This window comes from Ferrimonas sediminicola, from assembly GCF_005116715.1.
GTDB classification, from domain to species: domain Bacteria; phylum Pseudomonadota; class Gammaproteobacteria; order Enterobacterales; family Shewanellaceae; genus Ferrimonas; species Ferrimonas sediminicola.
Window position 1 is genome coordinate 17,803 of sequence record NZ_SWCI01000018.1, and the last position, 25,129, is coordinate 42,931.

General features: G+C 64.2%; 19 protein-coding genes. 9 read left to right on the plus strand and 10 right to left on the minus strand.

What is annotated here, in order from left to right; all coding sequences use genetic code 11:
- Positions 1-37: 37 nt before the first annotated feature.
- Positions 38-3,778, minus strand: a complete 3,741-nt coding sequence (gene tamB, locus FCL40_RS17210; protein WP_136854526.1) for an autotransporter assembly complex protein TamB — start codon at positions 3,776-3,778, stop codon at positions 38-40.
- Positions 3,775-5,640 (minus strand): autotransporter assembly complex protein TamA, encoded by a 1,866-nt coding sequence (locus FCL40_RS17215; protein ID WP_136854527.1) that lies wholly within the window; start codon positions 5,638-5,640, stop codon positions 3,775-3,777. Before FCL40_RS17215 ends, tamB begins: the two co-directional genes overlap by 4 nt.
- 286 nt (positions 5,641-5,926) lie before the next feature.
- On the opposite strand from FCL40_RS17215, the gene FCL40_RS17220 reads away from it, so the two are divergent.
- The 4 genes from FCL40_RS17220 to FCL40_RS17235 all read left to right on the plus strand — a co-directional run bounded on the left by FCL40_RS17220 (position 5,927) and on the right by FCL40_RS17235 (position 10,129).
- Positions 5,927-6,940, plus strand: a complete 1,014-nt coding sequence (locus FCL40_RS17220) for an isoaspartyl peptidase/L-asparaginase family protein (protein WP_136854528.1) — start codon at positions 5,927-5,929, stop codon at positions 6,938-6,940.
- Positions 6,941-7,081: 141 nt separating this feature from the next.
- Entirely contained in the window at positions 7,082-7,498 is a 417-nt protein-coding gene (locus tag FCL40_RS17225) for a CBS domain-containing protein (RefSeq protein WP_136854529.1), read from the plus strand.
- A 176-nt stretch (positions 7,499-7,674) separates the two neighbouring features.
- Complete coding sequence (gene ggt / locus FCL40_RS17230; RefSeq protein ID WP_136854530.1) at positions 7,675-9,372, plus strand: gamma-glutamyltransferase; 1,698 nt, start codon at positions 7,675-7,677, stop codon at positions 9,370-9,372.
- Between the two features lie 88 nt (positions 9,373-9,460).
- Positions 9,461-10,129 (plus strand): OmpA family protein, encoded by a 669-nt coding sequence (locus tag FCL40_RS17235; protein ID WP_136854531.1) that lies wholly within the window; start codon positions 9,461-9,463, stop codon positions 10,127-10,129.
- A 31-nt stretch (positions 10,130-10,160) separates the two neighbouring features.
- On the opposite strand, the gene FCL40_RS17240 is transcribed toward FCL40_RS17235, so the two are convergent.
- From FCL40_RS17240 to FCL40_RS17250, 3 genes are all read right to left on the minus strand, one after another.
- Entirely contained in the window at positions 10,161-10,604 is a 444-nt protein-coding gene (locus FCL40_RS17240; RefSeq protein ID WP_136854532.1) for a copper resistance protein NlpE, read from the minus strand.
- 94 nt (positions 10,605-10,698) lie between these two features.
- Positions 10,699-11,007: a hypothetical protein gene (locus tag FCL40_RS17245; RefSeq protein ID WP_136854533.1), complete on the minus strand. Its 309-nt coding sequence runs from the start codon at positions 11,005-11,007 to the stop codon at positions 10,699-10,701.
- A gap of 139 nt (positions 11,008-11,146) precedes the next feature.
- Positions 11,147-11,524 (minus strand): DUF1294 domain-containing protein, encoded by a 378-nt coding sequence (locus FCL40_RS17250; RefSeq protein ID WP_136854534.1) that lies wholly within the window; start codon positions 11,522-11,524, stop codon positions 11,147-11,149.
- Positions 11,525-11,695: 171 nt separating this feature from the next.
- Here FCL40_RS17250 and hrpA point away from each other — a divergent pair, with 171 nt between their 5' ends.
- The 4 genes from hrpA to FCL40_RS17270 all read left to right on the plus strand — a co-directional run bounded on the left by hrpA (position 11,696) and on the right by FCL40_RS17270 (position 17,469).
- Positions 11,696-15,565: an ATP-dependent RNA helicase HrpA gene (gene hrpA / locus FCL40_RS17255; protein ID WP_267873518.1), complete on the plus strand. Its 3,870-nt coding sequence runs from the start codon at positions 11,696-11,698 to the stop codon at positions 15,563-15,565.
- Positions 15,566-15,775: 210 nt separating this feature from the next.
- Positions 15,776-16,084, plus strand: coding sequence for a hypothetical protein (locus tag FCL40_RS17260; protein WP_136854535.1), 309 nt, complete (start codon positions 15,776-15,778; stop codon positions 16,082-16,084).
- A gap of 94 nt (positions 16,085-16,178) precedes the next feature.
- On the plus strand, positions 16,179-16,721 hold the full coding sequence (locus FCL40_RS17265; protein WP_205729156.1) for a GNAT family N-acetyltransferase: 543 nt from the start codon (positions 16,179-16,181) through the stop codon (positions 16,719-16,721).
- Between the two features lie 151 nt (positions 16,722-16,872).
- Positions 16,873-17,469, plus strand: coding sequence for a hypothetical protein (locus FCL40_RS17270; protein ID WP_136854536.1), 597 nt, complete (start codon positions 16,873-16,875; stop codon positions 17,467-17,469).
- A 16-nt stretch (positions 17,470-17,485) separates the two neighbouring features.
- Here the strand turns inward: FCL40_RS17270 and FCL40_RS17275 are convergent, their stop codons facing one another.
- From FCL40_RS17275 to focA, 5 genes are all read right to left on the minus strand, one after another.
- On the minus strand, positions 17,486-18,580 hold the full coding sequence (locus tag FCL40_RS17275; protein ID WP_136854537.1) for an NAD(P)/FAD-dependent oxidoreductase: 1,095 nt from the start codon (positions 18,578-18,580) through the stop codon (positions 17,486-17,488).
- A gap of 40 nt (positions 18,581-18,620) precedes the next feature.
- Positions 18,621-19,739 (minus strand): DegT/DnrJ/EryC1/StrS family aminotransferase, encoded by a 1,119-nt coding sequence (locus FCL40_RS17280; RefSeq protein WP_136854538.1) that lies wholly within the window; start codon positions 19,737-19,739, stop codon positions 18,621-18,623.
- Between the two features lie 26 nt (positions 19,740-19,765).
- On the minus strand, positions 19,766-20,695 hold the full coding sequence (locus FCL40_RS17285; protein ID WP_136854539.1) for an NAD-dependent epimerase/dehydratase family protein: 930 nt from the start codon (positions 20,693-20,695) through the stop codon (positions 19,766-19,768).
- 33 nt (positions 20,696-20,728) lie between these two features.
- Positions 20,729-21,904: a glycosyltransferase family 4 protein gene (locus FCL40_RS17290; protein WP_136854540.1), complete on the minus strand. Its 1,176-nt coding sequence runs from the start codon at positions 21,902-21,904 to the stop codon at positions 20,729-20,731.
- 154 nt (positions 21,905-22,058) lie between these two features.
- Positions 22,059-23,465 carry a formate transporter FocA gene (gene focA, locus FCL40_RS17295; protein ID WP_136854541.1) on the minus strand — a complete coding sequence of 469 codons (1,407 nt, stop codon included), beginning with the start codon at positions 23,463-23,465 and terminating at the stop codon, positions 22,059-22,061.
- Between the two features lie 774 nt (positions 23,466-24,239).
- Between focA and FCL40_RS17300 the strand changes: the two genes are divergently transcribed.
- Positions 24,240-25,115 carry an alpha/beta hydrolase family protein gene (locus FCL40_RS17300; protein ID WP_136854542.1) on the plus strand — a complete coding sequence of 292 codons (876 nt, stop codon included), beginning with the start codon at positions 24,240-24,242 and terminating at the stop codon, positions 25,113-25,115.
- The last annotated feature ends 14 nt before the right edge of the window (positions 25,116-25,129 follow it).

Here is a 25,129-nt window from a genome sequence, read left to right on the forward strand (position 1 = left end):
TCTAAAGTAGTAGTTGGCCGCGTCGGCGGCGCAGCAGCTACTCAATGTCGAAGCTGTAGTAGATGTCCAGGGAGTCGTTGAGGGTGTTGTTGATCCCCTCGACCCACAACCGGCTCTGCAGGTAGTAGCGCACGGTGACCTCGGTGATCGGCTGGAAGATGTTCACCCCATATTTGAGGAACACCTTCTCCCCCAGGTAACCGCTGATGGCCACCTGGGTGTCATCGCCGTCGCCCTCGGTGCCCACCCGGACATCGCTGAAGCCCAGCTCTTCACCCAGGGTGGTAAGCATGCCGCCGGTCTGGGCCAGTCCCAGGTTGACCGCCGCCGATGCCCACAGGGCGTTGCCGTTGTCGGTACCACCCAGCCCGCGTCCCTGGGTGATGTAGGAGAGGATCTCCTGCTGATCCATCGAGGGGTTGGAGAACAGGGTCATGGTCGGTTCGGTGACCACCCCGGAAAGACGCACCCCGGCGATGACGTTCTCCGACTTGATCTCCCGTATCGCCTCCACATCCAGGGTGGGCAGGGTGGGGGGACCGTTAAACAGCACCTTGCCCCGGCGAATGGTGAGTTTCTGGCCAAAGGCGGCGAAGCGCCCCTGGTGCAGGCTGATGTCGCCGTACAGTTGAGGGGTCTGGTTGGCCTTCTGCCTCATGGTCAGCTGGCCGCCGAGAAAGCCGCTGATCCCAAGTCCCTCGACGCTGACCTCGTCGCCGACGTTCAACTGGACATCGACGGCAAAGGGAGGGGGCGGTTCGGCCTCGGTATCCGGACGGTTGTCCACGAACTGGATGTCGTCGGACAGGGCCACGCCCCCCTCGGGAAGTTGGGAGAGGGTCAGGCTGGCCCTGGGGATGTCGATGCTGCCGGAGACCTCCATCACCCGGTCATCCTTGCGGAACCTCAGGCTCGGCGACGCTTCGGCGATCAGTAGGGGGGGCTGGAGGATGTCGAGCCGATCCCCAAGCACCTCGAGGTCCGCGTGCAGCAGCTTCCGGCTCCAGTCCAGCCAGCCGCTGGCCTGGGCCGGTCCGTCGCCCACCATCAGCTCCGCCTCCAGCTGTGCTCGCTGGCCGGCCAGCGTCAGGCGGACGGCCAACTCGCTCAGTTCGGTGGGGTTGCTCAGGCTCACCAACTGCCCCTGGGTGAGCGCCAGCTCACCTCGGAGCAGGGGCGTGGTCAGATCCCCGCCCAGATCCAGGTCGGCGGTCACCAACCCCTCCAGGGTGGCGATCCGCGGCAAGGCCTTGGCCAGGGGAGCGAGATCGAAGTTGTCCAGGGTGAGCTGGCCACTCATGGCATAGGGGGCGGCGGGGGCCAGGTGCAGCCGACTCCTCACCAGCGGGGCGTCATCATCCAGCTCCAGCAGCAGGTCCAGCCCGGCATCGGAGAGGTGGGCATTCAGGTCCAGCCGCTGCCAGGGCAACGCCACCTGGGAGCGGCGGGGGTCGGCCTTGAGCAGTACCCGGCCCTGGTCGCTGTGGACCCTGGCGCGCAGCTCCGGCAGGTGACCCGGCAGCCAGGTGGTGTCCATCTCGGCGGTCAGCCGGGTATCCAGGGAGAGTTGTGGCGGCAGCAGCGGTTGGGCGGTCCGGGGCAGTTCGGCGTTCAGGGTCATCTTGATCGCCCCGCCGCTGCCGACGTTGGCGGGGATCGGCAGGCACAGGGTGGCCGCCGGACCCTGCCAGCAATGTTCGCTGATGACGAACGCCTGACTGGCGAAGGAGAAGGTGACCGGTGCCGTTTCCCGCTGTTGCCACACCCCCAGAGGGGTGTTGAGCCTGGCGCCGGAGAGGACGCCCTGCCACCAGGTAAAGCGGGGATCCAGCTTGCCGGCCATGGCCAGCTCCCCGCCCCAGGGGTTGGTGTCGTTGCCCTCCAGCCCCAGGATGGCGCTCTGCTCGTCGAGATCGCCGTCGCCATCCAGGGTCAGCAGGGAGAAGCGTTCGCCGGCCAGGGTCAGGTCGGAGGCGGACAGGTTCAGGTCGAAGCCGTGGTTCTGGCGGGGCCGGTACCAGCCCTGGGCATTGAGGCTGCCGACCCTGTGGGTGTCGAAGGCCAGTTGCTGCCCCGTCACCGTCAGGTCGATCCGCGGCTGCTGGGCGGGGCCGCTGACGCGAAACGCCAGTTGCGCCTGACCCTGCAGTTCAGGGGTCCAGCGTTCCAGCTGTTTGGCGTCAAGCTTGCCCTGCAGCTGCCACTGGGGGGCGCTGCCGCCGTCGGCCGTCAGCCGACTGCCGCGAAACAGCAGATCCAGCCCACGGGCACTGGCCCTGCCGTCGCTGCTGGCGGCCAGGTCCCCCTTGAGGGTAAAGGGATCCGCTTCGAAACTGCCCTCCAGGCTGGCGTTGCTGAGCCGAACCGACCAGAGATCCCCCGACCAGGCCCCCCGGGTATCGGCCTGACCACTGATCACCAGTGGCAGTTGCGGGCTCAGGGTGGCCAGCTCCAGGGCCCTGGTATTCAGCCGTGCCTGCCAGGAGAGCAGTTCGCCATACTGCAGCTGGCCACTGAGGTCGCCGCCACCACGTTCACTCTCCAGGCTGGCCTGGTGCACCGTCAGCAGACCGGTCTGGTGCTCAAGCTCGCCCTGGAGCCTGAAGTCGGGGTAGTCCCACAGCTGGCTGCTGCCGTCGATGACCAGCCTCTGATGTGCCAGGTCGCCGTGGCTGGTCAGGGCCAACTGGCGGACCCGGTAGTCCGGTTTGTCGCCGAAGGGCCAACTCAACCTCTCCCCGTTCAGTGCCAGCTCATACTCCAGCGCCGGCGAGGCCAGGGCCACCTGGCCGGAAGCGTGGGCCTGCTGCTGACCGGTGGCGGTTACATCGAACGCCAGATGACCCAGGCTGCCCTCGGCGGTGAGATTCAGCCGCTGGCCATCGAGCCCGGGTGTCCAGGGCAGGTTGCGAACCCTTGCCTTGGCCCGGGCGTCCAGCGGCCAGGGCCCCTGGAAATCCAGGCTGCCGTACAGGCTGATGTCGGCCCACTCATGCTGCCCCTCCAGGCGGTCTACCTGCAACAGGGTGCCGTGCCAATGGGCGTCGAACTCCGCCTGCTCCAGCCGCTGCGCCAGGCTGCCAACGGTCACCAGGCCCCGGCTGAGGCTGACATGGCTGGCATCGATGGGAAACGGCAGGGCGACCCGGGGCAGGGAGGCCATGGCCCACTCCGGCTCGTCTCCGCTGTCGCCACTTTGATCCGCCATGGTCTCGGTCTCCAGGGGGATGTAGACCGCGATCTGGCTGGCCGTGAGCCGGTTGACCCTAAGCATGACCGGGTCAAACTGGGCGGAGCCGGAGAGTTGGCCGATGGCAAAGTGCATGTCGTTGACCCGTACCCGCACCCGGCTCAGCTCCAGCAACTTGGTGTTGATGGTCAGGGGCAGGCTGAACCGGGGATCCTCTTCCGTTGGCGGCGTCGCCTCGTCCGGCTGATTGCCTCCTAGCAGGGCGGTGTCCACCTCCACAGCCACGCCGTTGGCCATCAGCCGATCGGTGCACAGGGTCTGCTGCAGCAGGCAGCTGGGGCGCCAGTCCAGGGTGAGCCGGTCAAGGGTGATGTCGAGACCATCCACGCCCCGGAAGCGGACTCCGGACAGGTGCAGATCCCGGTTCAGTCGGCCACTGGCCCGGTCGATGGAGAGCCCCGGTATCAGGGTGTCTGCCAGGGAGACCACCAGGGCGGTACCGCCACTGGTGCCCACCAGCAGGGCGACCGCCACCAGCAGGGCGAAGGGCAGCCCCAGTAGCAGGGAGAGGAGACGACGCCAGGTCATAGGTCGGCTCCTATGGTGATGTGAATGCGCCAGGGGGGATTGTCCTCGCTGATGCCGTAGCCGACATCCAGTTTTATCGGTCCCACCGGCGAGATCCAGTGAAGGCCAACGCCAACGGAGTAGACCGCAGTGAACTGGTCGGTGCTGAAGGCGTTGCCGCCATCGATAAAGGTGGCGAGGCGCCAGGAGTCGTTGAGGTAGTACTGGTACTCGAAGCTGGCGACGGCCAGGTAGCGGCCACCCACCACCGCATCTCGGCTATTGCCCTCGTCGTCGATCACTTCGACCGTGGGTCCCAGGGACTGGTAGGAGAAACCACGGATGCTGGTGTCACCGCCGGCAAAGAAGCGCATGGAGGGCGGCACCCTCTCCAGGTCGGCATTGTCCACCTTGGTCAGGCCGCCGTCAAAGCGCAGCACCACCCGGTGGTTGTCCCAGGGGGTGTCCACCCACTTGAACTGTCCCCTGAACTGGGCCTGGGTCACGTCGGAACCGGCGCTGTCGGAGGCGACCTCGATGCTGTAGATCTGGCGAAACCCCCGCCTGGGATCCAGCGGCGAGCCCCAGCGTTTGGTCTTGGACCAACTGAGGCCGGGAAGTATCAGCTTAGACTGGAAATCCTCTCCGCCGGTCCCCCATCTCTCCTGCAGCCATCTCAGGTAGTAGTTGCGCAACCAGTCATCCCCCAGCCGGGTCTGGCGGCCGACCCGCAAGCCGTACTGCTCACTGTCAATGTTGCCGTACTGATCCCGCTCCACCAGGGCATTGATCACCAGCAGGTCGTTGAGCGGGTGGTCCAGCGGGATGCGGTAGTGGAAGTTCATCTGCGGGTTTTTCGACAGCTCCAGGGTCAACTCCTGGCTGTGTCCCGCCTCGTTGATCTTCGGCGTGCGCCAGGTGGCCGTGGCGCGGGCGCCGGTGTCGGTGGTGAAGCCCAGGCCCAGATCCACCGTATGCCGGGCTGCCGGCGACAGCTGCACCTCGAGGGGAACCTGGTAATCCACCGCCCTGTCGGTGTAGGGCAGTACCCGGACATCTCCGAAATAGCCGGCGGAGAGCAGGTTGGAGTTGAACCGGGCCAGGGTCGAGGCGGCGTAAGGCGCCCCGCTCTCGAACGGGATCATGGCATCGAGCAGCTCCGGATCCAGCTCGAAGGGGGAAAAGGTCACCCTGCCCAGCCGGTAACGGGTGCCGCTGTCGTAGATCAGGGTCAGGTCCGCCACATTGGTGTCGCGGTTGACCTCCACCTTGGAGACGGCGAACTTGCCGTCGAAGTAGCCCCGCATCAGCCCTTCGGAGAGGATGCGGTTCTTCAGGCGCTGGTAGTGGCCATGGTGAAGCACCTGGCCGGGTCGAATCTCGGCCTCCTCCACCAGGGCGGCCATGGCCGGATCCTGCTTGGCATCGCCCTCCAGCCACAGCATCACAAAGCGGTAGCGCACCGGCTCCCCCGGGGTCACCTGGATGCGGATCGGCCAGATCGTCTGGCTGCGGTCGACGTCGATCTGCAGTTGGCTGTTGTAGTAGCCGAGCGCCGCCAGGGCGTTGCGGGCTCGCTCCTCCAGGGTAAAGACAAAGGCGTTTCGTTCGGCGCCGGAGAGCGGCAGGGGGGTCAGATAGAGCTCGATATTGCGTTGCAACGGCTCTGGTGCACCGGCGATGATCAGCTTGACCAGCGGCTCTTCGCTCTGCTTGCGCTCCTTGAGCAGGCGGAATTTGCGTTTGCGCTCTCCCTCGCCCTGTTGGGTATCGGAGGTGGACTCGCCATCTCCCCCCAGCAGCGGCAGGGTAAACAGGTTTGCCGCCTGCAGCGGCATGCAGGTGCACAGCAGCAGCCACAACAGGGCGGCGCCGGGCTTCATTGGGGTCTCCGTCTGTGCGGATGCTTGGATTCAGGGCACATTCCGGATGGGGACACACTCATGGTAAACCGGTAGTTAAAAGATAGCCGTGGCCAGTAACAAAAGGAAAAGAATCAGAAAATTAAGGCCCAATTGCTCAAGGCCCATGATACCCACCTCCCCTGGCATCAGGCCAGAAGAAAAAGAGTGGGGGCATCCCAATGCCGTTGGTGCATGCATTCGGACCGCGGCCCCGGGAAAGTGATATGGTGTCTGGCCTGATCCCTTTGTCACGGAAGAGCTTACGATGAGACTATCCCTAGTGGCCGTCGCGCTGGCCCTATTTAGCGCCTCCACCCTGGCCGCCCCGCTGGCGATTGCCATTCACGGCGGCGCCGGGACCATTGACCCCCAGAAGATGAGCCCGGAGACCGAAGCCGAGGTTCGTGCCAAGCTGACCGAAGCGGTACAGAGCGGTTACCGGCTGCTGCAACAGGGGCACAGCAGCCTGGACGCGGTTCAGGCCGCGGTGCAGCTGCTGGAAGCCAGTCCGCTGTTCAATGCCGGAGTGGGCGCGGTCTACACCTATGACGGGGCCCACGAGCTGGATGCCTCCATCATGGATGGCCGCACCCTGGCAGCGGGGGCGGTGGCCGGGGTACGCCAGGTAAAAAGCCCCATTGAGTTGGCCCGGCGAGTGATGACCGACTCGCCCCACGTGATGCTCTCGGGACAGGGGGCGGTGGAGTTCGCCCTGGAACAGGGGCTGGAGCTGGTGCCCAATCACTATTTCGATACCGACAACCGTTATCAGAGTCTGCTGAAAGCCAAAAAGAAGATCATGGAGAATCAGCAGCAGACGGGCAACTACAAGGCCGCCGTGGATCGCCTCGACTCGGGTTACAAGTATGGCACGGTCGGGGCGGTGGCCCTGGATGGCGCGGGCAATCTGGCGGCGGCCACCTCCACCGGAGGCATGACCGCCAAGCGCTGGGGACGCATCGGCGATTCCCCGGTGATCGGCGCCGGCACCTACGCCGACAACCAGAGCTGTGCGGTGTCGGCGACCGGCCATGGCGAGTACTTTATCCGCTACAACGTGGCGGCGGACATCTGCGCCCGGGTGAAGTATCAGGGGGTGAGCATCGACCAGGCCGCTTCCGAGGTGATCCATCGGGTGCTGCTGCCGGCGGGCGGCACCGGGGGGGTCGTCGTGGTGGATCCCAAAGGGGCGATCGCCATGCCCTACAACACCGGAGGCATGTACCGGGCCAGCATCGACCGTGACGGCAAACTGTCGGTCAGGATCTGGCGTGACTGAGGCTAGGGTGACACGCATCATATCCGAAGAACCACAGGCCTAATCGCCCAATCAGATTAGGCGAATCTTTTTTCTCCCCGAGGCAAAAAGTGCTTTCTGGCACTATGGTTACAGGGTGTCACCACAGTTGAAGGGGAAACGATGGAATCGGTAAAAGTACAAGACTACATGGAGCGCCGCCCGGTGTGGCTCTCCCCGGAAACACCTCTGTCAGTGGCCGTCGACACCCTGCTCAAGGCCAGGCAGCCCGGCGCCCCGGTGGTGGACGCCGAACACCACCTGGTGGGGTTCGTGTCCGAGCAGGATTGCCTGTCGGTGTTGCTGGCCAGCAGCTACCACTGTGACATCACCGCCACCGTTGCCGACTGCATGCGCACCGATGTGCTTACGGTCAAACCGGAGGACTCGGTTCTGGCCCTGGCGGAACTGATGCTGGGACAAAAACCCAAGATCTACCCCGTTGTCGATGAGGACAGGGTGGTGGGGATGATCGATCGCAGCCGGGTACTGAACGCCATCAGCACTCATCTCAAGAGTTGTTTCCGCAATGCCGTCTAGTCACCCTGCTTGGTTGGGGCGCGATTGCGCCCCAACCAACTTCTGCTTCATTCTCCCTCGAGTCAGGCACAACGCTTTGTAACAGTTACCCGATTGTTTTTTCATCCCGGCCTATGGCCCCGACCTCGGTAGCTGGTAGTCTGGACTGACCCTTTTGCCGTTACAGAGCCACAACAATGAACAACAGACTCTGCTCCCTGGTGCTGGCCTTGAGTTGCCTGGCCCCCGTCCACGCCTTTGACCGGGTGACCGGCCACCACTTTGCCTCCCGTTCCGAGGTGCTGGCACAACACGGCATGGCTGCCACCAGTCAGCCTCTGGCCACCCAGGTCGCCCTGGAGATCCTCAAGCAGGGGGGCTCCGCGGTGGATGCGGCCATCGCCGCCAACGCCATGCTGGGTCTGGTGGAGCCCACCGGCTGTGGCATCGGAGGAGACCTGTTTGCCATAGTGTGGGACGCCAAGACCCAGAAGCTCTATGGCCTCAACGGCTCTGGCCGCAGCCCCAAGAGCCTGACCCTGGACCACTTCAAGGAGCTGGGGATGACCAGCATCCCGGCCTATGGCCCCTTGCCGGTGTCGGTGCCCGGAGCCGTGGACGGCTGGTTCGAGCTGCACGGCCGCTTCGGCAAGTTGCCGATGAAGGTGCTGCTGGCCCCGGCCATCGACTATGCCCAGGAGGGGTTCCCGGTCACTGAGCTGATCGCCTACTACATGAACCGCAGCGCCGCGAGGCTGAGCCCCTACCCGGGGTTTAAAGAGACCTTCATGGCCGATGGCAAGATGCCGCGGAAGGGCGAGATCTTCCGCAATCCGGACCTGGCCTACAGCTACCGCCTGTTGGCGGAGCAGGGCCGGGACGCCTTCTACCGGGGGGAGATCGCCCGCCGCATCGATCAGTACATGAAGGCCAACGGCGGCTTCCTCAGCTATGAGGACCTGGCTTCGCACCGTAGTGAGTGGGTGGAGCCGGTGAAGGTCAGTTACCGGGGCCATGAGTTGTGGGAGCTTCCTCCCAACGGTCAGGGGATCGCCGCCCAGCAGATTCTGAAGATCCTCGAAGGCTATGACATCAAATCGATGGGCCTGGACAGCGCCGAGTATGTGCACACCTTCGTCGAAGCCAAGAAGCTGGCCTTTGCCGACCGGGCCAGGTTCTACGCCGACATGGCGTTTGCCGAGGTGCCGGTGGCGGGGCTGCTCTCCGAGGACTACGCCGCCAGGCGGCGGAGCCAGATTGACCCGGAGCGGGCCGCACGCAGCGTTGACCCGGGCAATCCGGCCCTGGGCCACGGCGACACCATCTACCTGACCACCGCCGATGGCCAGGGCAACATGGTGTCGCTGATCCAGAGCAACTACCGGGGGATGGGCTCGGGGATGACCCCCTCCGGCCTGGGGTTTGTGCTGCAGGACCGTGGCCAGCTGTTCAACCTGGTGCCGGGACAGGCCAACAGCTACGCCCCGGGCAAGCGCCCGTTCCACACCATCATCCCCGCCTTTGTCACCAAGGAGGGCAAACCCTGGCTCAGCTTCGGGGTGATGGGCGGGGCGACTCAGCCCCAGGCCCACGCCCAGATCCTGGTCAACCTGCTGGATTTCGGCATGAACCTGCAGGAGGCGGGCGATGCCCCAAGGATACTTCATACAGGTTCCAGTCAGCCTACGGGTGAGACCATGAGCGATGGTGGTGTGGTGTCCCTGGAGAGCGGGTTCTCCGCCGCCACCCGCCGTAACCTCATCGAGAGGGGACATGTGCTTCAGGAGAACCTGGGCAGCTATGGCGGCTACCAGGCGATCCTCTGGGATGAGGTCAACCAGACCTATGTGGGTGCCTCGGAAAGCCGCAAGGATGGTCAGGCGGCGGGCTATTAAAAACAGACGAAACATCACTGGGAATTCACCGGCCGGCGGATATGCTGCCCGGCCTTGCAGATAACCAAGACATTTTGGGGGAAGATACATGACTCTTCGTATTCGCAGCGCGGCCCTGGGCCTCAGCGTTCTGGTGGCCGTCAGCGGCTGTACCACCTTGGATCCCTATACCCGGGAGGAGAAAACCGCCAACGCCACGGTGGGTGCCGGCATCGGGGCCATCACCGGGGCCATTATCGGCGCGGCGGTCTCCAGCAAGAGCGACCGTGCCAAGGGGGCGCTGATTGGCGCCGGCATCGGAGGCCTGGCCGGGGGCTCCGCGGGCTACTACATGGACCAGCAGGAGATGAAACTGCGTCAGCAGCTGGAGGGGACCGGGGTCAGTGTGACCCGGGTGGGCGACCAGATCATCCTCAATATGCCCGGCAACATCACCTTCGACACCAATCAGGATCAGCTCAAGGCCCAGTTCTATCCCACCCTGAACTCGGTGGCCCTGGTGCTGAAGGAGTTTGAGAGCACCCTGATCACCGTTGCCGGTCATACCGACAGCAGTGGTGAGGCGGCCTACAACCAGAAGCTGTCCGAGCGCCGGGCTGCCAGCGTTGCCGGCTACCTGGTGAACCAGCAGATCCCCTACCAGCGGGTGGCTGCGGTGGGGTATGGCGAGACTCGCCCCATTGCCGACAACCTCAACAAGGCGGGGCGCGCCGAGAATCGTCGGGTGGAGCTCACCCTGGATCCCATCGTTCGCTGACCCTGAAAAGCCCGGCCCCAAGCCGGGCTTTTCATTGAAGCTTCACCAGCCAGTATTGTTCGGCCAGCGCCCCCTGAATGGTCCGGCCCTGGTTATCCAGCCTCTGCAGCCGATTCTCGGTGATCCGATAGTGGGCGGGGGCGGCGTTATCCCGGGGCAGGGTGATGCGGTTGCCGGAGCTGTGCCACTGAAAGCGCCCCTTAAGATCCTGGCCATTGCTGCGTCGACCCAGGTAGAGCTGCTTCAGATGGTAGCGACCGTCGGCATAGAGGGTCAGTTCGGTGACGATGCCATCACAGTCCGGGCAGGGCAGGGTGCCACGATAGGTGCCCGCCCAGTCCACGGCATTACGGGCATTGTGGCCGTCAACAACGGGTGGGGATGGGGTGGTGCTGGCGATGGTTGCCGGCCGCTGATCCGGTGCGGCGCAACCGATCAGCATGCAGGCGGTAGCGAGTGGTATTAAGGCCTTCATCTCAGCCCTCCAAGGTTTTCCCTAACCCCTTTAAGCTGAGATAGTTTGTGCGAGAAATCAAGGGGCGGAGCGCAAACTGCCGCCCGATCATCACTCAGCCGAACAGCCCCAGGTAGAGGGCGCGGGTGATGGCGATGTTGGCCAGGGTATCCAGAAGCAGGATGGCCCACTTCAGCCCGGGGTGGCGCTTTTGCAGCATGAAGGAGGGGACCGCCACGGTCAGGGGCACCAGCAACAGCCCCACCGCCAGGAACAGCAGGCCGCCGAGAATGCCGGAAGGCACGCCGGAGCCGTAGATCATCACCAGGAAGATGGCGATAAAGGTAAACATGACGCGGCGAGAGGTCTTGGTGGCCGCGGCGCGCTGTTCGGGGTCTTTCAACAGCTCTTCGATGGGAGTCATACCCGGATCTCACTCTAAAATGAACTGTCCGTACCCTATTCAAAGGTGTGGCCTATTTCAACACCGGCCGAAACCAAAGCCACTGCCCGATCACGTTTTCACCACAAAATGACAGCGATGTGGCACTGGGTGTCGGCGCTCACCGCGGCATCAACCCCTGTGGCAGCGGCGCCAGGTGCTGTCCCCACAGCCACAGCAGCTCCACCAGCAGCACTCCCTGCACCAGGCCGATGCCCCAGAAGACTACCTGAAACCGCCACTTGCGGGTCTTGTGGCGCCACAGTTGCTGCCCCAGCAGGGCGCCGGACCAGCCGCCGGCCAGGCTGGCCAGGTGCAACACCATCTCGGGAATCCGCCAGGCGCCCCGACGGGCACGACCCTTGTCGATGCCGTAGAGGGCGAACGCCACCAGGCTGGCGGCAGCCCACCACAGGGCGGGCCAGCCGCCATGGCGAAGCAGTGGCCACAGCAGCAGCAGCGGCAGGGTGGCCAGGGTCAGGGTCAGGCCCAGGGGCATAGGCAGACTCCATGGGGTGGAAATCCGCCACCCTAACCCTGCTTGCGGGTCAATTCAAGCAGTGGCGGCTTTTTGAGCCGTCGAGCGGCAGGGCGTTTATCAGGCCATTGGGCGCCGGCCCTGAAACTGCTAAGATCCGTCGATTCTCATCAGTCATCGGGATCGTCAACCTTGAGTAACCCCTTCTCGCCCCAGCAACTTGCCCTGTGTATGCAGCAGGATGCCGCCACCATACGCCGCCGGCTCGGTGGCATGAAGAAGCTGAAGGATGCCGCCAGACGCCAGGCAATCCAGGAGCAGCTGCAGAGCCTGCTGCAGGCCAGCCAGCAGCGGGTCCGCACCCGAGAAGCCGCGGTGCCGGTGATCGATTACCCGGATCTGCCGGTGAGCGATCGCCGCAATGAGATCGCCGAGGCGATCCGGGACAACCAGGTGGTGATCGTGGCCGGTGAGACCGGCTCCGGCAAAACCACCCAGCTGCCCAAGATCTGCCTGGAGCTGGGACGGGGCAGCCGTGGTCTGATTGGCCATACCCAGCCTCGCCGGTTGGCGGCCCGGGCCGTGGCCAGCCGCATCGCCGACGAGCTGCAGAGCCCCCTGGGTCAGCATGTGGGCTTCAAGGTGCGCTTTGCCGATCAGACCAGCGGTGACAGCTACGTCAAGCTGATGACCGACGGTATCCTGCTGGCGGAGATCCAGCATGACCGGCGCCTGGACCAGTATGACACCCTGATCATCGACGAGGCCCATGAGCGCAGCCTCAACATCGACTTTATCCTGGGTTACCTCAAGCAGTTGCTGCCGCAGCGGCCCGACCTCAAGGTGATCATCACCTCGGCCACCATCGACGTGGACCGGTTCTCCCGCCACTTCAATCAGGCGCCGGTGATCGAAGTCTCCGGGCGCACCTACCCGGTGGAGATGCGCTATCGTCCACTGGTTCGGGACGACGATCGGGATCTGGATCAGCTGGAGGGGATCTTCCTGGCGGTGGACGAGCTGTGCGCCGAGGGGCTGGGGGATATCCTCATCTTCATGAACGGCGAGCGCGAGATCCGCGATACCGCCGATGCACTGCGCCGCCGCAATCTTCGGGACACCGAGATCCTGCCACTGTTTGCCCGGCTCTCCCACGCCGAGCAGGCGAAGATCTTCGCCTCCCACACCGGACGGCGCATCGTGTTGGCCACCAACGTGGCCGAGACTTCGCTGACCGTGCCCGGCATCAAGTACGTGATCGATCCCGGTACCGCCCGCATCAGCCGCTACAGCTACCGTACCAAGGTGCAGCGTCTGCCCATCGAGCCCATCTCCCAGGCCAGCGCCAACCAGCGGGCGGGCCGCTGTGGCCGGGTGTCGGAGGGGATCTGCATCCGCCTCTATGGTGAGGAGGAGTTCAGCAACCGGCCGGAATTCACCGATCCGGAGATCCTGCGCACCAACCTGGGATCGGTGATCCTGCAGATGCTGGCCCTGGGGCTGGGCGACATCGCCGCCTTCCCCTTTGTTCAGCCGCCGGACAACCGCCACATCAACGATGGCATGCGCCTGCTGGAGGAGCTGTCCGCCATCGAGGTGCACAAGGGGCAGCCGCGGATGACCAAGCTGGGCCGCCAGCTGGCGCGTCTGCCCATCGACCCGCGCCTGGCGCGGATGATCCTGGCGGCCAAGCCCCATGGCTGTGTCCATGAGGTGATGGTGATCGCCAGCGCCCTCTCCATCCAGGACCCGAGGGAGCGGCCCATGGACAGGCAGCAGCAGGCGGACGAGAAGCACCGCCGTTTCGCCGACAAGGAGTCGGACTTCGTCGCCCTGCTGAACCTGTGGGACTACCTCAAGGCGCAGCGCAACGAGTTGTCCACCAACCAGTTCCGCCGCATGTGCCGCAGCGATTTCCTCAACTACCTGAGGATCCGCGAATGGCAGGATCTCTACAGTCAGCTGCGTCACTCCCTGGCGGAGCTGGAGATGAGCATCACCATCGGCGAACGGGCCGGCTACGAGCAGATTCACCGGGCGCTGCTGGCGGGCCTGCTGTCTCACATCGGCTCCAAGGAGCCCGAGGGTCACTTCAAGGGGGCGCGCAACAGCCAGTTTCATATCTTCCCCGGCTCCGCCCTGGCGAAGAAGCCGCCAAAGTGGGTGATGGCCGCCGAACTGGTGGAGACCAGCCGGCTGTTTGCCCGGATGGTGGCTAAGATCGATCCCCTGTGGGTCGAGCCCCTGGCCGAGCATCTGGTGAAACGCAGCTATGCCGAGCCCCACTGGGAGCAGAAACCCGGGTCGGTCATGGCCTATGAGCAGGTGTCGCTGTTTGGGGTGATCGTGGTACCCAAGCGCAAGCTGCAGTACGGTCCCATCGATCCGGTCGAGTCTCGCAACATCTTCATCCAGCAGGCGTTGGTGGGGGGCGAGTTGGGCGCCAACGAGGCTTTCCTCAAGGAGAACCTGGCGCTGATCACCGAGGTGGAGGACCTGGAGCACAAGTCCCGCCGCCGGGATATCCTGGCGGACGATGCCACCCTGCAGGCCTTTTACGAGGAGCGCATTCCCGAGGGGATCTACACCCGCCAGCTGTTCCGTGGCTGGTGGAGCAAGGCCAGCGCCAAAGATGGGGAGCTACTGAACTTCTCCAAGGCGCTGCTGATGAAGCGGGACGCCGGCCATGTGGGCGAGCTCGACTTTCCGGATCACTGGTACCAGGACGGCCTGGTGTTGCCGGTGACCTACAAGTTCGAACCCGGTGAACCGGACGACGGCGTGTCGGTACATATCCCCCTGGCGCTGCTGAACCAGGTGCAGGATCAGGGCTTCGATTACCTGGTGCCAGGGCTGCTCCATGAGAAACTGGTCGGGCTGATCAAGAGTCTGCCCAAGGCGATGCGGCGCAACTTCGTGCCGGCGCCCAACTACGCCGACGCGGTACTGCAGGTGATGGATCCCCAGCAGATGCCGCTGCTCGACGCCCTGTGCAAACAGCTGCTGAGGATGACCGGCACCCGGGTCAGCCCGGAGGAGTTTGATCTCTCCGCCCTGGCCACCCACCTGACGGTGAATTTCAAGGTGGAGGACCACAAGGGCAAGGTGATCGCCCAGGGGCGTGATCTCCACGAACTCAAGCATCGGCTCAAGGGTCAGGTGCAGAGCGCCATCGCCCAGGTGGCGGACAAGGGGATCGAGGCCGAGGGTCTGACTCAGTGGGATTTCGGCAGCCTGCCCCAGAGCTACGAGCGCAAGCAGGGCAACTACAAGGTGAAGGCCTATCCCGCCCTGGTGGACGGGGGCGACAGTGTGGCCATCAAGCTGTTCGACGATGAGTTCCGCGCCGAGGCCGCCAACCGCGCCGGCCTGCGCAAACTGCTGCTGATCAATGTGCCCAACCCGGTGAAGTACCTGCAGAAGTCCCTGCCGAACAAGGCCAAGCTGGCGATGTACTTCAACCCCTTCGGCAAGGTGGAGTTGCTGATTGACGACTGCATCCACTGCGGCCTGGACCAACTGATCGACCGCTATCCGGAGGCGGTGCGGAATGGCGACGCCTTCGAGCGCCTCAAGGAGCAGGTTCGCGGCGAGCTGGGGGATACCGTGGTGGCCATCGCCATCAAGGTGGAGCGGGTGATGACCCTGAGCCACCAGGTTAAGAAGCGCCTCAGGGGCAAGATGGATCTGCAGACCGCCTTTGCCATGTCTGACATCCAGAGCCAGCTGGACGGCCTGGTCTACAAGGGGTTTGTCCGCGACACCGGCTGGCAGCGACTGGATGATCTGGCCCGCTATCTTCAGGGGATCGAGCGCCGGCTGGAGAAGCTGCCGGTGGACCCCAATCGCGATCGGCTGCACCTGCTGAAGATCCAGAAGGTGCAGGAGGCCTACCAGGCGGCGCTGAATAAACTGCCCAAGGGGGTGGCCCCCTCTCCGCAGCTGGCGGAGGTGCGCTGGATGATCGAGGAGTACCGCATCTCCAGCTTCGCCCAGACCCTGGGCACCAAGTACCCCATCAGTGACAAGCGGATCATGATGGCGATCCAGGACGCCAGCTAGCGTCGACGGCACAGGGCGCAGACCGGGGATTTGCGCCCATTTTCCTTCCGTGGCCCTCGAGGGGCCTCGCCCGGGCATCCCGCGTCCCGGCCTTGCCCATCCTGAGTGAAGATTGACCGCAAAGGGGTTCTGTATCAAAGTGTAGGTTCTGTTGTTGAGGCCGTCCCTGGTCCGACTCGGCCAGGGACGGCACCTGAATAGGAGGCCAGGATGGCCTTTGAGTGGGTGACAGACAGGCTGTGTCGGCACCGCCAGATCGCCCTGGAGCAGATCAACCGGGGCCACTGTTACGAGTGGGCGTCCCTGGCGGCTCAGCGCTGCCCCAGCGCCCAGATCTTCTATGTCAGACGCCTGGTTCCCCACGCCTTCATCCATTTTGCCGGACTCTGGTTCGACGCCGACACACCCAGGGGTGTGCGCGACTGGCGCAGCCTGCCGCTGTTCCGTGGCTGCCGGAACCTGCTGACGCCGGCCTCGGCGGTGCGCTGGGTCCCCGGCGACCGCTTCTGGCATCGATAGCGCCGGGGTGACCACGCAGCGGAGTCTCGCGATTCAAGTCGACAATCGATTCCGTCGCCCTGTTGTCCCATAGCCATTTCAACGGAGCAACAGGGTGTTTCAGCCTCTGGTCACCCCCCGAACCCGTATCCGCATGCTGACCGCGGAAGACGGGTTTCTGATTCAGGAGTACTACCGGCAGAACCGCGCCCACCTGCGGCCGTGGGAACCCAGGCGCAGCGAAGGGTTCTTCTTCTTGAGTCACCAGCTGGAGCTGATCCGGGTGGCGCAACTGGAGTGGGAGCAGCAGCGGTCACTGCGGCTGGTGGCGCTGGATCCCCAGGAGCGGCAGGTGCTGGCGGAGGTCAACCTCTCCCAGCTGGTGTTCGGTCCCATGCAGACGGCGCAGCTGGGGTATTCGGTGTGCCGCTGTCATCAGGGAAAAGGGTTGATGCGGGAGGTGCTGCAAGAGGTGCTCAATCACGCCTTCTCCGAACTGGGGTTGCACCGGATCATGGCCAGCTATCAGCCGAACAACCGTCGCAGCGAGCGGCTGCTTCAGGGGCTGGGTTTTATCCGGGAGGGTTATGCCAGGGAGTATCTGAAGATCGACGGCCGATGGCGAGATCACGTGCTCACCGCGCTGATCGCGCCCTAGCGCCTGCCGGTGGGCACCGGGGCAAAGACGAAATTTGTGTAGTACATCACCCTGCTGGCGACTGAGCCGGTTGCCCCGGGGCTATCCTATGTCAGAATCATAAGGCCGCGGCCAGGGAGTTGCCGCAAATGGTAAAACAGGGAGCGTTTTCATGGACAGTGCGCGCAAGAGTATTCGTCGCCTCGGGGTGGCGTTGTTGGGGGCTTTGCTGGGGGGGGCGGTCATCCACTTGGCCGACTACTACCGGGGACGGCCCCTGGAGTTGATCAACGCCAATGTTCAACGGGTCTCCAGCGATGTTCAGAGCAACACCCAGGCCCTGCAGGACGAGCTCTACCGACTGAAATCCCTGACCTCGGGTCAGCCCGAATTGGCGCCGGTGGTGGCGCGCATCGACACCCTTACCCAGACCCTGAGCGCCGACCTCGGCCAGATCCGCTACTTTTCCGATGCCATCGAGAGCAACTTCCTGTGGTTGGCCGAACGGGAGCGGCTCTCCCGCATCAACAGCCTGCCGGATTTCGTTCTGCCGCTGAACAAGGGGGCCTCGCTCTGTGGCGACGGCATCACCTTCTCGGTGCTGGGGGAGCAGGAGGAGCGTATCGAGACCCGGCTGGCGGGGCGGCGCATCCACTTCAGGGTGGGCGACGAGCGCATCTTCGAGACTGACGGTGAGCGGGCCAAGGTGGCCTATCTTGGGCGGTTCGACGGCTATTACCAGTTTCGCCTGCTCTGCACCCTGGCTTAGGGGGGCTGCTCCGGTCTCAGCGGTTCAGCCGCTCGGCGACCAGGTCCGCCAGGGCCAGGGAGGCGGTCAGCCCGGGGGACTCGATGCCCGCCAGGGCCACCAGTCCGGCGATCCCCAGATCGGCCGGACCCAGCAGGGCGAAATCGACGCCGGGTTCCCCGGGGCCGGACAGCTTGGGGCGAACCCCGGCATAGTCCGGCGTCAGGGTACGCCAGGCCACCCCGGGCCAGTAGCTGGCCACCGCCTCCTTGAACCTCTCCTCCAGGCCCTGAGTGACCTCAAACTGCGGCGCATCGCACCACTGAACATCGGGGCCAAACCTGGCATTGCCAGACAGATCCAGGGTCAGGTGCACTCCCAGGCCGCCGGCTTCCGGCAGCGGGTAGATCAGCCGGGAGAAGGGGGAGCGGCCGCCGAGTTTGTAGTAGTTGCCCTTGGCCAGGTGCTGGCGGGGCACCTTGGCCGGGGACAGCCCCCGCACCCGGCGGAGCAGCTGAGGGGTGCTCAGTCCGCCCGCCAGTACCAGGCGCCGGCAGCGCAGTTCGCCCTGGCTGGTGCTGACTCGCAGTCCGGTGGGCTCCGGCTCAATCGATTCCACCGCGCAGCGAAACACCAGGCTGGCGCCCAGGCTCTCCATCTCCCCCTGCAGCGCCAGCATCAGTTGGTGGCTGTCGACAATGCCCGATTCCGGGCTCAGCAGCGCCGCATCGCAGTGCAGTTCCGGCTCCAGCTCCCTGGCCTGCCCGGGGGAAAGCGTCAACAGCCCCTCGACGCCGTTGGCCTCGGCCTGGGAGCGCAACCGTGCCAGCCGGGTCAGCTGGGCAGTGCCGCTGGCCACCACCAGCTTGCCGCAGCGCCGAAACGGCACCCCGGTACGCGCCAGGAAGGGGTAGAGCCGCCGCCGCCCGTGGATGCACAGTCGGGTTTTGAGCCAGTGAGCCGGGTAGTAGAGGCCGGCGTGGATCACTTCGCTGTTGCGGCTGCTGATGCCACTGCCAATGGTGTCCTCCCTTTCCAGCAGCAGTACCTGCCGGCCTCGCGTCGCCAGGGCGCGGGCGCAGGCCAGCCCGATGACGCCGGCGCCGATCACCAGGGTATCGACCCTCTCCATTCACTCTCTCCCCCGTTCCCGAATAGGACAGCATAACCGGTCACAGGCCGCTGACAAGGGGCCCCTGGTTCAGCGCATCGATGGAGTGCACCACCTGGTCGATCTGATCGTCGCTCATGCTGGGGAACAGTGGCAGGTTCAGTATCCGCTTGCTTATCCGCTCCGACACCGGGCAGGGCTGGTGGCGGCTGGGTGCCTCGCCCTCCAGGTAGACCGGCTGGCGGTAGAGGGGCATGGGGTAGCAGACGCGGGTATCGATGCCGCGCTCCTTGAGGCCTGCGGCCACCTGATCCCGTTCATCGAGCAGCACCGAGTAGAGGAAGGGGGCTGCCCGGGTATCCGGGTGCGGGTTGCTCAGGGTGTCGATACCCAACTGGTCGAAGTGACGGTCATAGGCCCGGCACACCCGCCTGCGGCCATCGAGGTAGCGATCCAGGTGATTCAGCTGGTTAAGGCCGATGGCGGCGGAGATGTCGGTCATGCGGGCGTTGTAGCCCAGCTTGCTGTGGATGTACTTGTCCGATTCCCCCTGGTTGCGATACAGCCTGAGGGTGTGGGCCAGTTGATCGTCATCGGTGAAGATCATCCCCCCCTCGACGCAGGTCATCACCTTGGCCATGTGGAAGCTCATGGTGGAGAGGGGGGTCTGGCTGCCCAGGGGGTGGCCATGGTACAGCCCGCCCAGGGAGTGGGCGGCATCGTGGAGCAGGAACAGGCCATGGGCCCGGGCTAGCGCATCAAGGCGGTCGAAGTCGGCGGGCAGGCCGCCATAGTCGATGTAGACGATCCCCCGGGTCCTGGGTGACAGGGCGTCGACGATGACGTCCGCATCCAGGTTGAGGTTCTGTGGCTGCACATCGACAAACACCGGTACTGCCCCGACCCGGGAGACCGCGGCCGCCGTGGCAAAGTAGGTGATGGCCGGGACTATCACTTCGTCGCCGGGCCCGACGCCCAGGGTGCGCAGGGCGATGTCCAGGGCGACCGAGCCGCTGCTCACCGCCACCGCGTGGCACCGTGACATCCGCCGGGCCATCGCCTGTTCAAACCGGTCGGTTCTCGGCCCCATGGTGAGCCAGTCGTCAGTAAAGGCCTCCATGATCGCCTTGAGGTCGCTGTCTCCCACATCGGGGCGGGACCAGGGAATAGAGGGGTTCATTGGCACTCTCCTAAGGTTGGCATGCCCTAAAAGTTGCGGTAGATGGAGAAGGGTTTCATCAATGGACACACCTTCAGCAGTTCGTCGATGCCCTGATCCAGGGTGATGCTGGCACCAAAGCCCAGGGACTTGATCCGCTGATAGCTGACGGCGTAGTCCCGCTTATCCAGGTCCTCGCCAAACTCGGCGCAGTGCAGATAGAAGTCGTACTGATTCTTGATCCGCTGCGCTACCTCCAGCTTGGTGTAGTTGAGCGCCTCATCCCCGACGTTGAAGGGGCGACCGCTCATGGCGTCATAGTGGTCCATGGCGAACAGGATGCTGGCGGCGGCATCCACCGCATGGATGAAGGTGCGGCGGGCGTGGCCCTCATACATGACGAAGGTGTGGTTGTGCACCACCTGGTGGACGATGTCGTTCACCAGCAGATCAAGCCGCATCCTTGGAGAGACGCCGAACACCGTGGCAAACCTCAGGGGAATGCCCCCCACCCTGAGGGCGTGCTGCTCCGCTTCCGCCTTGGTTTCACCGTAGAGGGTGAGGGGGTTGATGGGGGTCTCCTCGGTGCAGATCCCCTCTACCGCTCCATAAGTGGAGCCGGTGGAGGCCTGGATCAGCCGCTGGGAGGGCCGCATGCGGTTGGCGATGGCCTCGATGATCCCGACGTTGGTTTCCCGGGCCGTGGTAGGGTGGTGCTGGCAGGCGGGGTAGCCGACGATGGCCGCCAGGTTGATGATGACTTCCGCCTCGTCCACCAGCGGCTGCAGCCGGGCCGGGTCCCTGGCATCGGCATGAAACACCCTCAGGTTGGGGTGGCCGATGATGGAGAGCAGGGGACCGATGCCCCACAGCAGTTTGTCGATGACGGTGACGCTGTCTCCCCGCTCGAGCAGTTTCGGCAGCAGTATGGCTCCGATGTAACCGGCACCGCCGGTGACCAGGACCTGTTGTGGCATGGCGCTTTCCTCCTGATGTGCCCCTGGGGCAGGTTATCTGGGCCGCTCCATCGCTTGTGCATCCACTGGCGGCTCCCTGCCACCCAGCATTTGTTGATAGATCTCAATCATGGCGCGACAGCACTGTTCGAACGAGAAGGCACCGCAGGCGCGCATCGCCTGGCGACGGTTGCCGGCGTACTCCTCCAGCACCTGGTTGATCCTCTGGTGGGCCTGGCGGGCCCACCGCTGGGGGTCATCGAAGCTGAGGCAGGTGCCGATCCCGGTCGCCTCGACCACCCGCCGGAAGCTGGGGATGGGGGAGGCGATGGGATAGAGCCCGGCGGCCATCCCCTCCAGCAGGGTCTGGCCAAACCCCTCGTACTCCGATGCGCTGACCACAAAGGAGTTCTGGCCGGCCAGTTGGGTCAGCTGCTGGTCGGAGAGCCCCAGATGCAGTCGCACCCGCTGCGTCAGCCCGAGCCGCTCTATTTGCCGGCGCAGCCGGCCCAGGTTGTTGTCCCAGTCCCGACCGGCGATATCCAGGCGGTAGGCCGGATCCAGCCTGGCCAGGTGGGCAAAGCCGTCCACCAGCTTGTCCAGCCGCTTGTTGTCGGAAAAGCGGCCGATGAAGATCAGGCCTCGAGTGGGGGTGCGGCTGCCGCCTCCGCGAAATTTGCCGATGTCTGCGCCGTTTTCCACCAGTTTCAGCCTGGGGGGCTGGCAGATGCGGGAGAAGGTGCTGAAATCCCCCTGGCTGATGGCCAGGACATGGTGGTAGGCGCGGCTGCTGAACCGGGTGATGGAGCGGAAATAGGCACGCTTGAGCCGGGCGGCGAACTGGGTATGGAAGAAGCCGCCGTGGGTGCTGGCGACCAGGGGCTTGCGATGGAGGGCGCGGGTCAGGGCCAGGAAATCGAAGAAGAAGTCGATGCCGTGGACGTGCACCAGATCCGCCGGGGCGATGGCCGTCAGCACCCCGGGGGCGATGGGGTACTTGTAGCTGCCGAGGTAGTGGACACGTCGAACGGGGATCCCCTCGACCAGTTCCTCCCTGGGCAGCCTCGGGCTGCCGGGCTGATGAAACAGCCGGTTCAGGGTGACCACCGAGGCGTCGATGCCGGCCTCTCTCTGCGCCTCCACCAACGCCTGCACGAACTTCTCCAGCCCGCCGATGCCGGGATGAAACTGTCGAACTACATGGATGACTTTCAGCGAACTCTCTGGCATCGGTCGTGGTTTCCGGTTCGGGAAAACCGTCCTGGTTGAGAGGGGCGTCCTTGCCCGGCCCCACGTTGGCGTGGGTCAGGCTAAAAAGATAGTTCAGATTTCTGGGTGAAGAGCTAGGAAATTGGTGGCCACTCCCTTGGCCACCGAACGGGGATCAGGCGACTTCGGCCGTTTCCTGGGGTGCCTGCTGCCAGGGTTCGTCGGTAAGGGCCGCCAGGATGCCGCGGCGCTCGATGACGCCGGCCAGGCGCCCGTCGCGGGTGACCACCACCAGCTGGCTGCCCCTGGGTACCGCCTCCATGGCCCGCTGTTCCAGGTTGTCCAGGTTGAAGCTGGTGAGGTAGCCGGCATCACTGACCGGGTAGAGGGCCTTTTCATCCACCGCCAGGCTGCAGGCCAGTCGGGTCAGGGGCTCACTGACATCACAGCTGAAGCGAATGGGCTGCATCACCTTGCTGATCGGCATCAGTTCGGTGTCTTCAAACTCGGTGAGATAGAAGGCGCGCAGCAGGTCCTGATCGTCGACGAAGCCCAGAGGCTTGTCATTCTCCACCACCAGGGCGGCGCCGCTGCCGCGCTGCAGCAGTTGCCGGGCCGCCTGGGTTACCGGCGTGTCGGGGCTCAGGGTCAGGGGCAGGGTGTGGCACAGGGCGCCGGCAGTCTGTTTGGTGTTGGTCATAATTTTGTCTCCTTGAGAGGGGGTGAAATGGGTGTCGGCCGGGGTGCGGCCATGGATCCACCAGTGGGCCAGCCCCACCAGGGCACCACCGCCGATGATGTTGCCCAGGGTGACGGGCAACAGGTTGTTCTTAAGGAAGTTGCCCAGAGTGAGGTGGGCAAAGTGGCTGGGGTCGAGACCGAGGCGCAGCCAATCGACCGCATCCTGACTGTGCCGGATGGCGATCCCCAGTGGCACCAGGAACAGGTTGGCGATGCTGTGTTCGAAGCCGGTGCTGACGAACATGGCCACCGGCAGCATCAGCAGCAGCGCCTTGCCCAGGGGATCCTTGGTGCTGAAGCTCATCCATACCCCCAGACAGACCAGTAGGTTACACAGGATCCCCAGGGCGACTGCCTGCAGGAAGCTGTGCTCCAGTTTGTGCTGGGCCAGGTTCATCACCGACAGACCCCATTGGCCGCCGTAGAGATCCCCCTGGTTGGCCAGCATCATCAGTCCGACCAGGGTCAGGGCGCCGGTGAGGTTACCGGCAAACACCACGCCCCAGTGGCGCAGCATACGGGCGGTCGACACCCTGCCGTTGGCCCAGGGCACGACGGTGAGTACGGTGCTGGTGAACAGTTCCGCACCACAAAGCACCACCAGGATCAGCCCCAGGCTGAAGACCAGGCCGCCGGCGAGCCGGGTCAGCCCCCAGGACTGGTCCACGGCGCCGGTGACGACGGTGATGTAGAAGGCGAAGGCGATACCGATATAGAGGCCGGCCATTACCGCCAGGGCAAAGGTTTTTCCCCGGCTGTTGGCCAACTTTCCCTGTCCGTAGCGCTCGGCGGCGGCCATCAACGGGTCGGGTTGGGGAAGGGAGGAAACCGGGGTCAGCACGGTTCACCTCCCCGGGGTATAAGTTGGTGCGGTGTCACAAAAATCACTTTGACGCTCCTTGGGTCACATTGGGCTGGGGTTGCTGTGGTTCGCTGTCACGATATGCCTCTTTTCAACCAAAGAAAAATAGATGTTTCATCTTTATATGATCAAAAATATTGATTTTATGGATGGGTGCCGAGGGTGAAAACTCCTTGTTTGTCACCTGAATTTCCGGTGATCCGGATCTCGTTGGGGTGGCGTCTGGCGTGACGCGGCTCTCGCCGGGGCGGGTGGGTGAGGTGTTGGGCCGGTATCGTTTTGCCGATGGGGGAGTGGCGGCTATGGGGGTGGCCTGCCTGGCGGGTCATTCGGTGATCATACGGATCCGATCGCCTGATATAAAAAAGGATTATCAGTGATTTCAGTGATGATGGCTGGTTGTGGTCGGCGGTGACATTGCTGTAACCCCTGTCCTGGTTGGGGCTGGAGGCACCACCGGTGCCTCGCTGGAGTGTGCTGCGTGGCCAGGCCCTTGGCATCAATAAAATTGATACTGGCTAGAGAAAAGATTGGTGTGTCCGCCTTTGATGATGTGATAAGGGTGGGAGGCCGCGATGCCGCCGCCAATGGGCAGACACCTTGTGTGCTCGATCAATATTATGATTTAGAACGATTAAGTTTTGAGGGTTGGCGATGTAAAGTGGTCAGCCGGAAGGGTATGTTGGCCGGTTCTAAGGCGACCGGATGCCGGCCCTTCGAAGATCAACACGATAAGGTTCTAAGGAGTACGGCATGCAAACGGAGTTGCGGCCTTTGACGACGGCGGCTGGCTATGAGATTGCCAGCAACTGGTTTATCCCCGACAGCGCCCCCCAGGCCACCCTGATCCTGGCTCCCGCCATGGGAGCGACCCAGGGCTTCTACCGCCCGCTGGTGCACTGGCTGGTCGGTCAGGGGCTGCGGGTCATCACCTTCGATTATCACGGGGTGGGCGCTTCCCGCCAGGCTCCCTTGCAGCACTGCCACGTCAATATTGTCGACTGGGGGCGCAATGATTGCGCCGCGGTGATCAACGCCGCCTATCGACATGATCAGTCACACCCGCTGATCTGGCTCGGCCACAGCCTGGGAGGTCAACTGCCGGGGATGATCCCCAATGTCCACCTGCTGGACCGCATCATTACCGTTGCCTCAGGCAGCGGCTACTGGCGGGAGTCGCCGCCGCGACTAAAGCGCAAGGTGTGGATGCTCTGGTACCTGGCGGCACCGCTGACCACCAACCTGGTGGGGTACTTCCCCGGCAGGAGGTTGAACATGGTGGGGGATCTTCCCGCGGGGGTGATGCGCCAGTGGCGCCGCTGGTGCCTGCACCCCAACTATGCGGTTGGGGTGGAGGGTGAGCCCCTCAGGGCCGGCTTCCAGTCGGTTCGCTGTCCCATTACCGCCATCAGTTTCGAGGACGATGAGCTGATCTCGCCGGTGAACGTCGAGAAACTGCACCTGGACTACCGCTCGGCGCCGGTCACTCTGGTGCACCTCTCCCGGAAGGAGTGTGGCGGGCGAATGGGCCACTGGGGATTCTTCCACCCTAAGCAGGAGACCCGGTTGTGGCGGGACCTGCTACGGAGCGAGCTTCATCCTTACCCCCGTCGTTTGGCCGCCGGCTAGCAGTCCCTGGATTG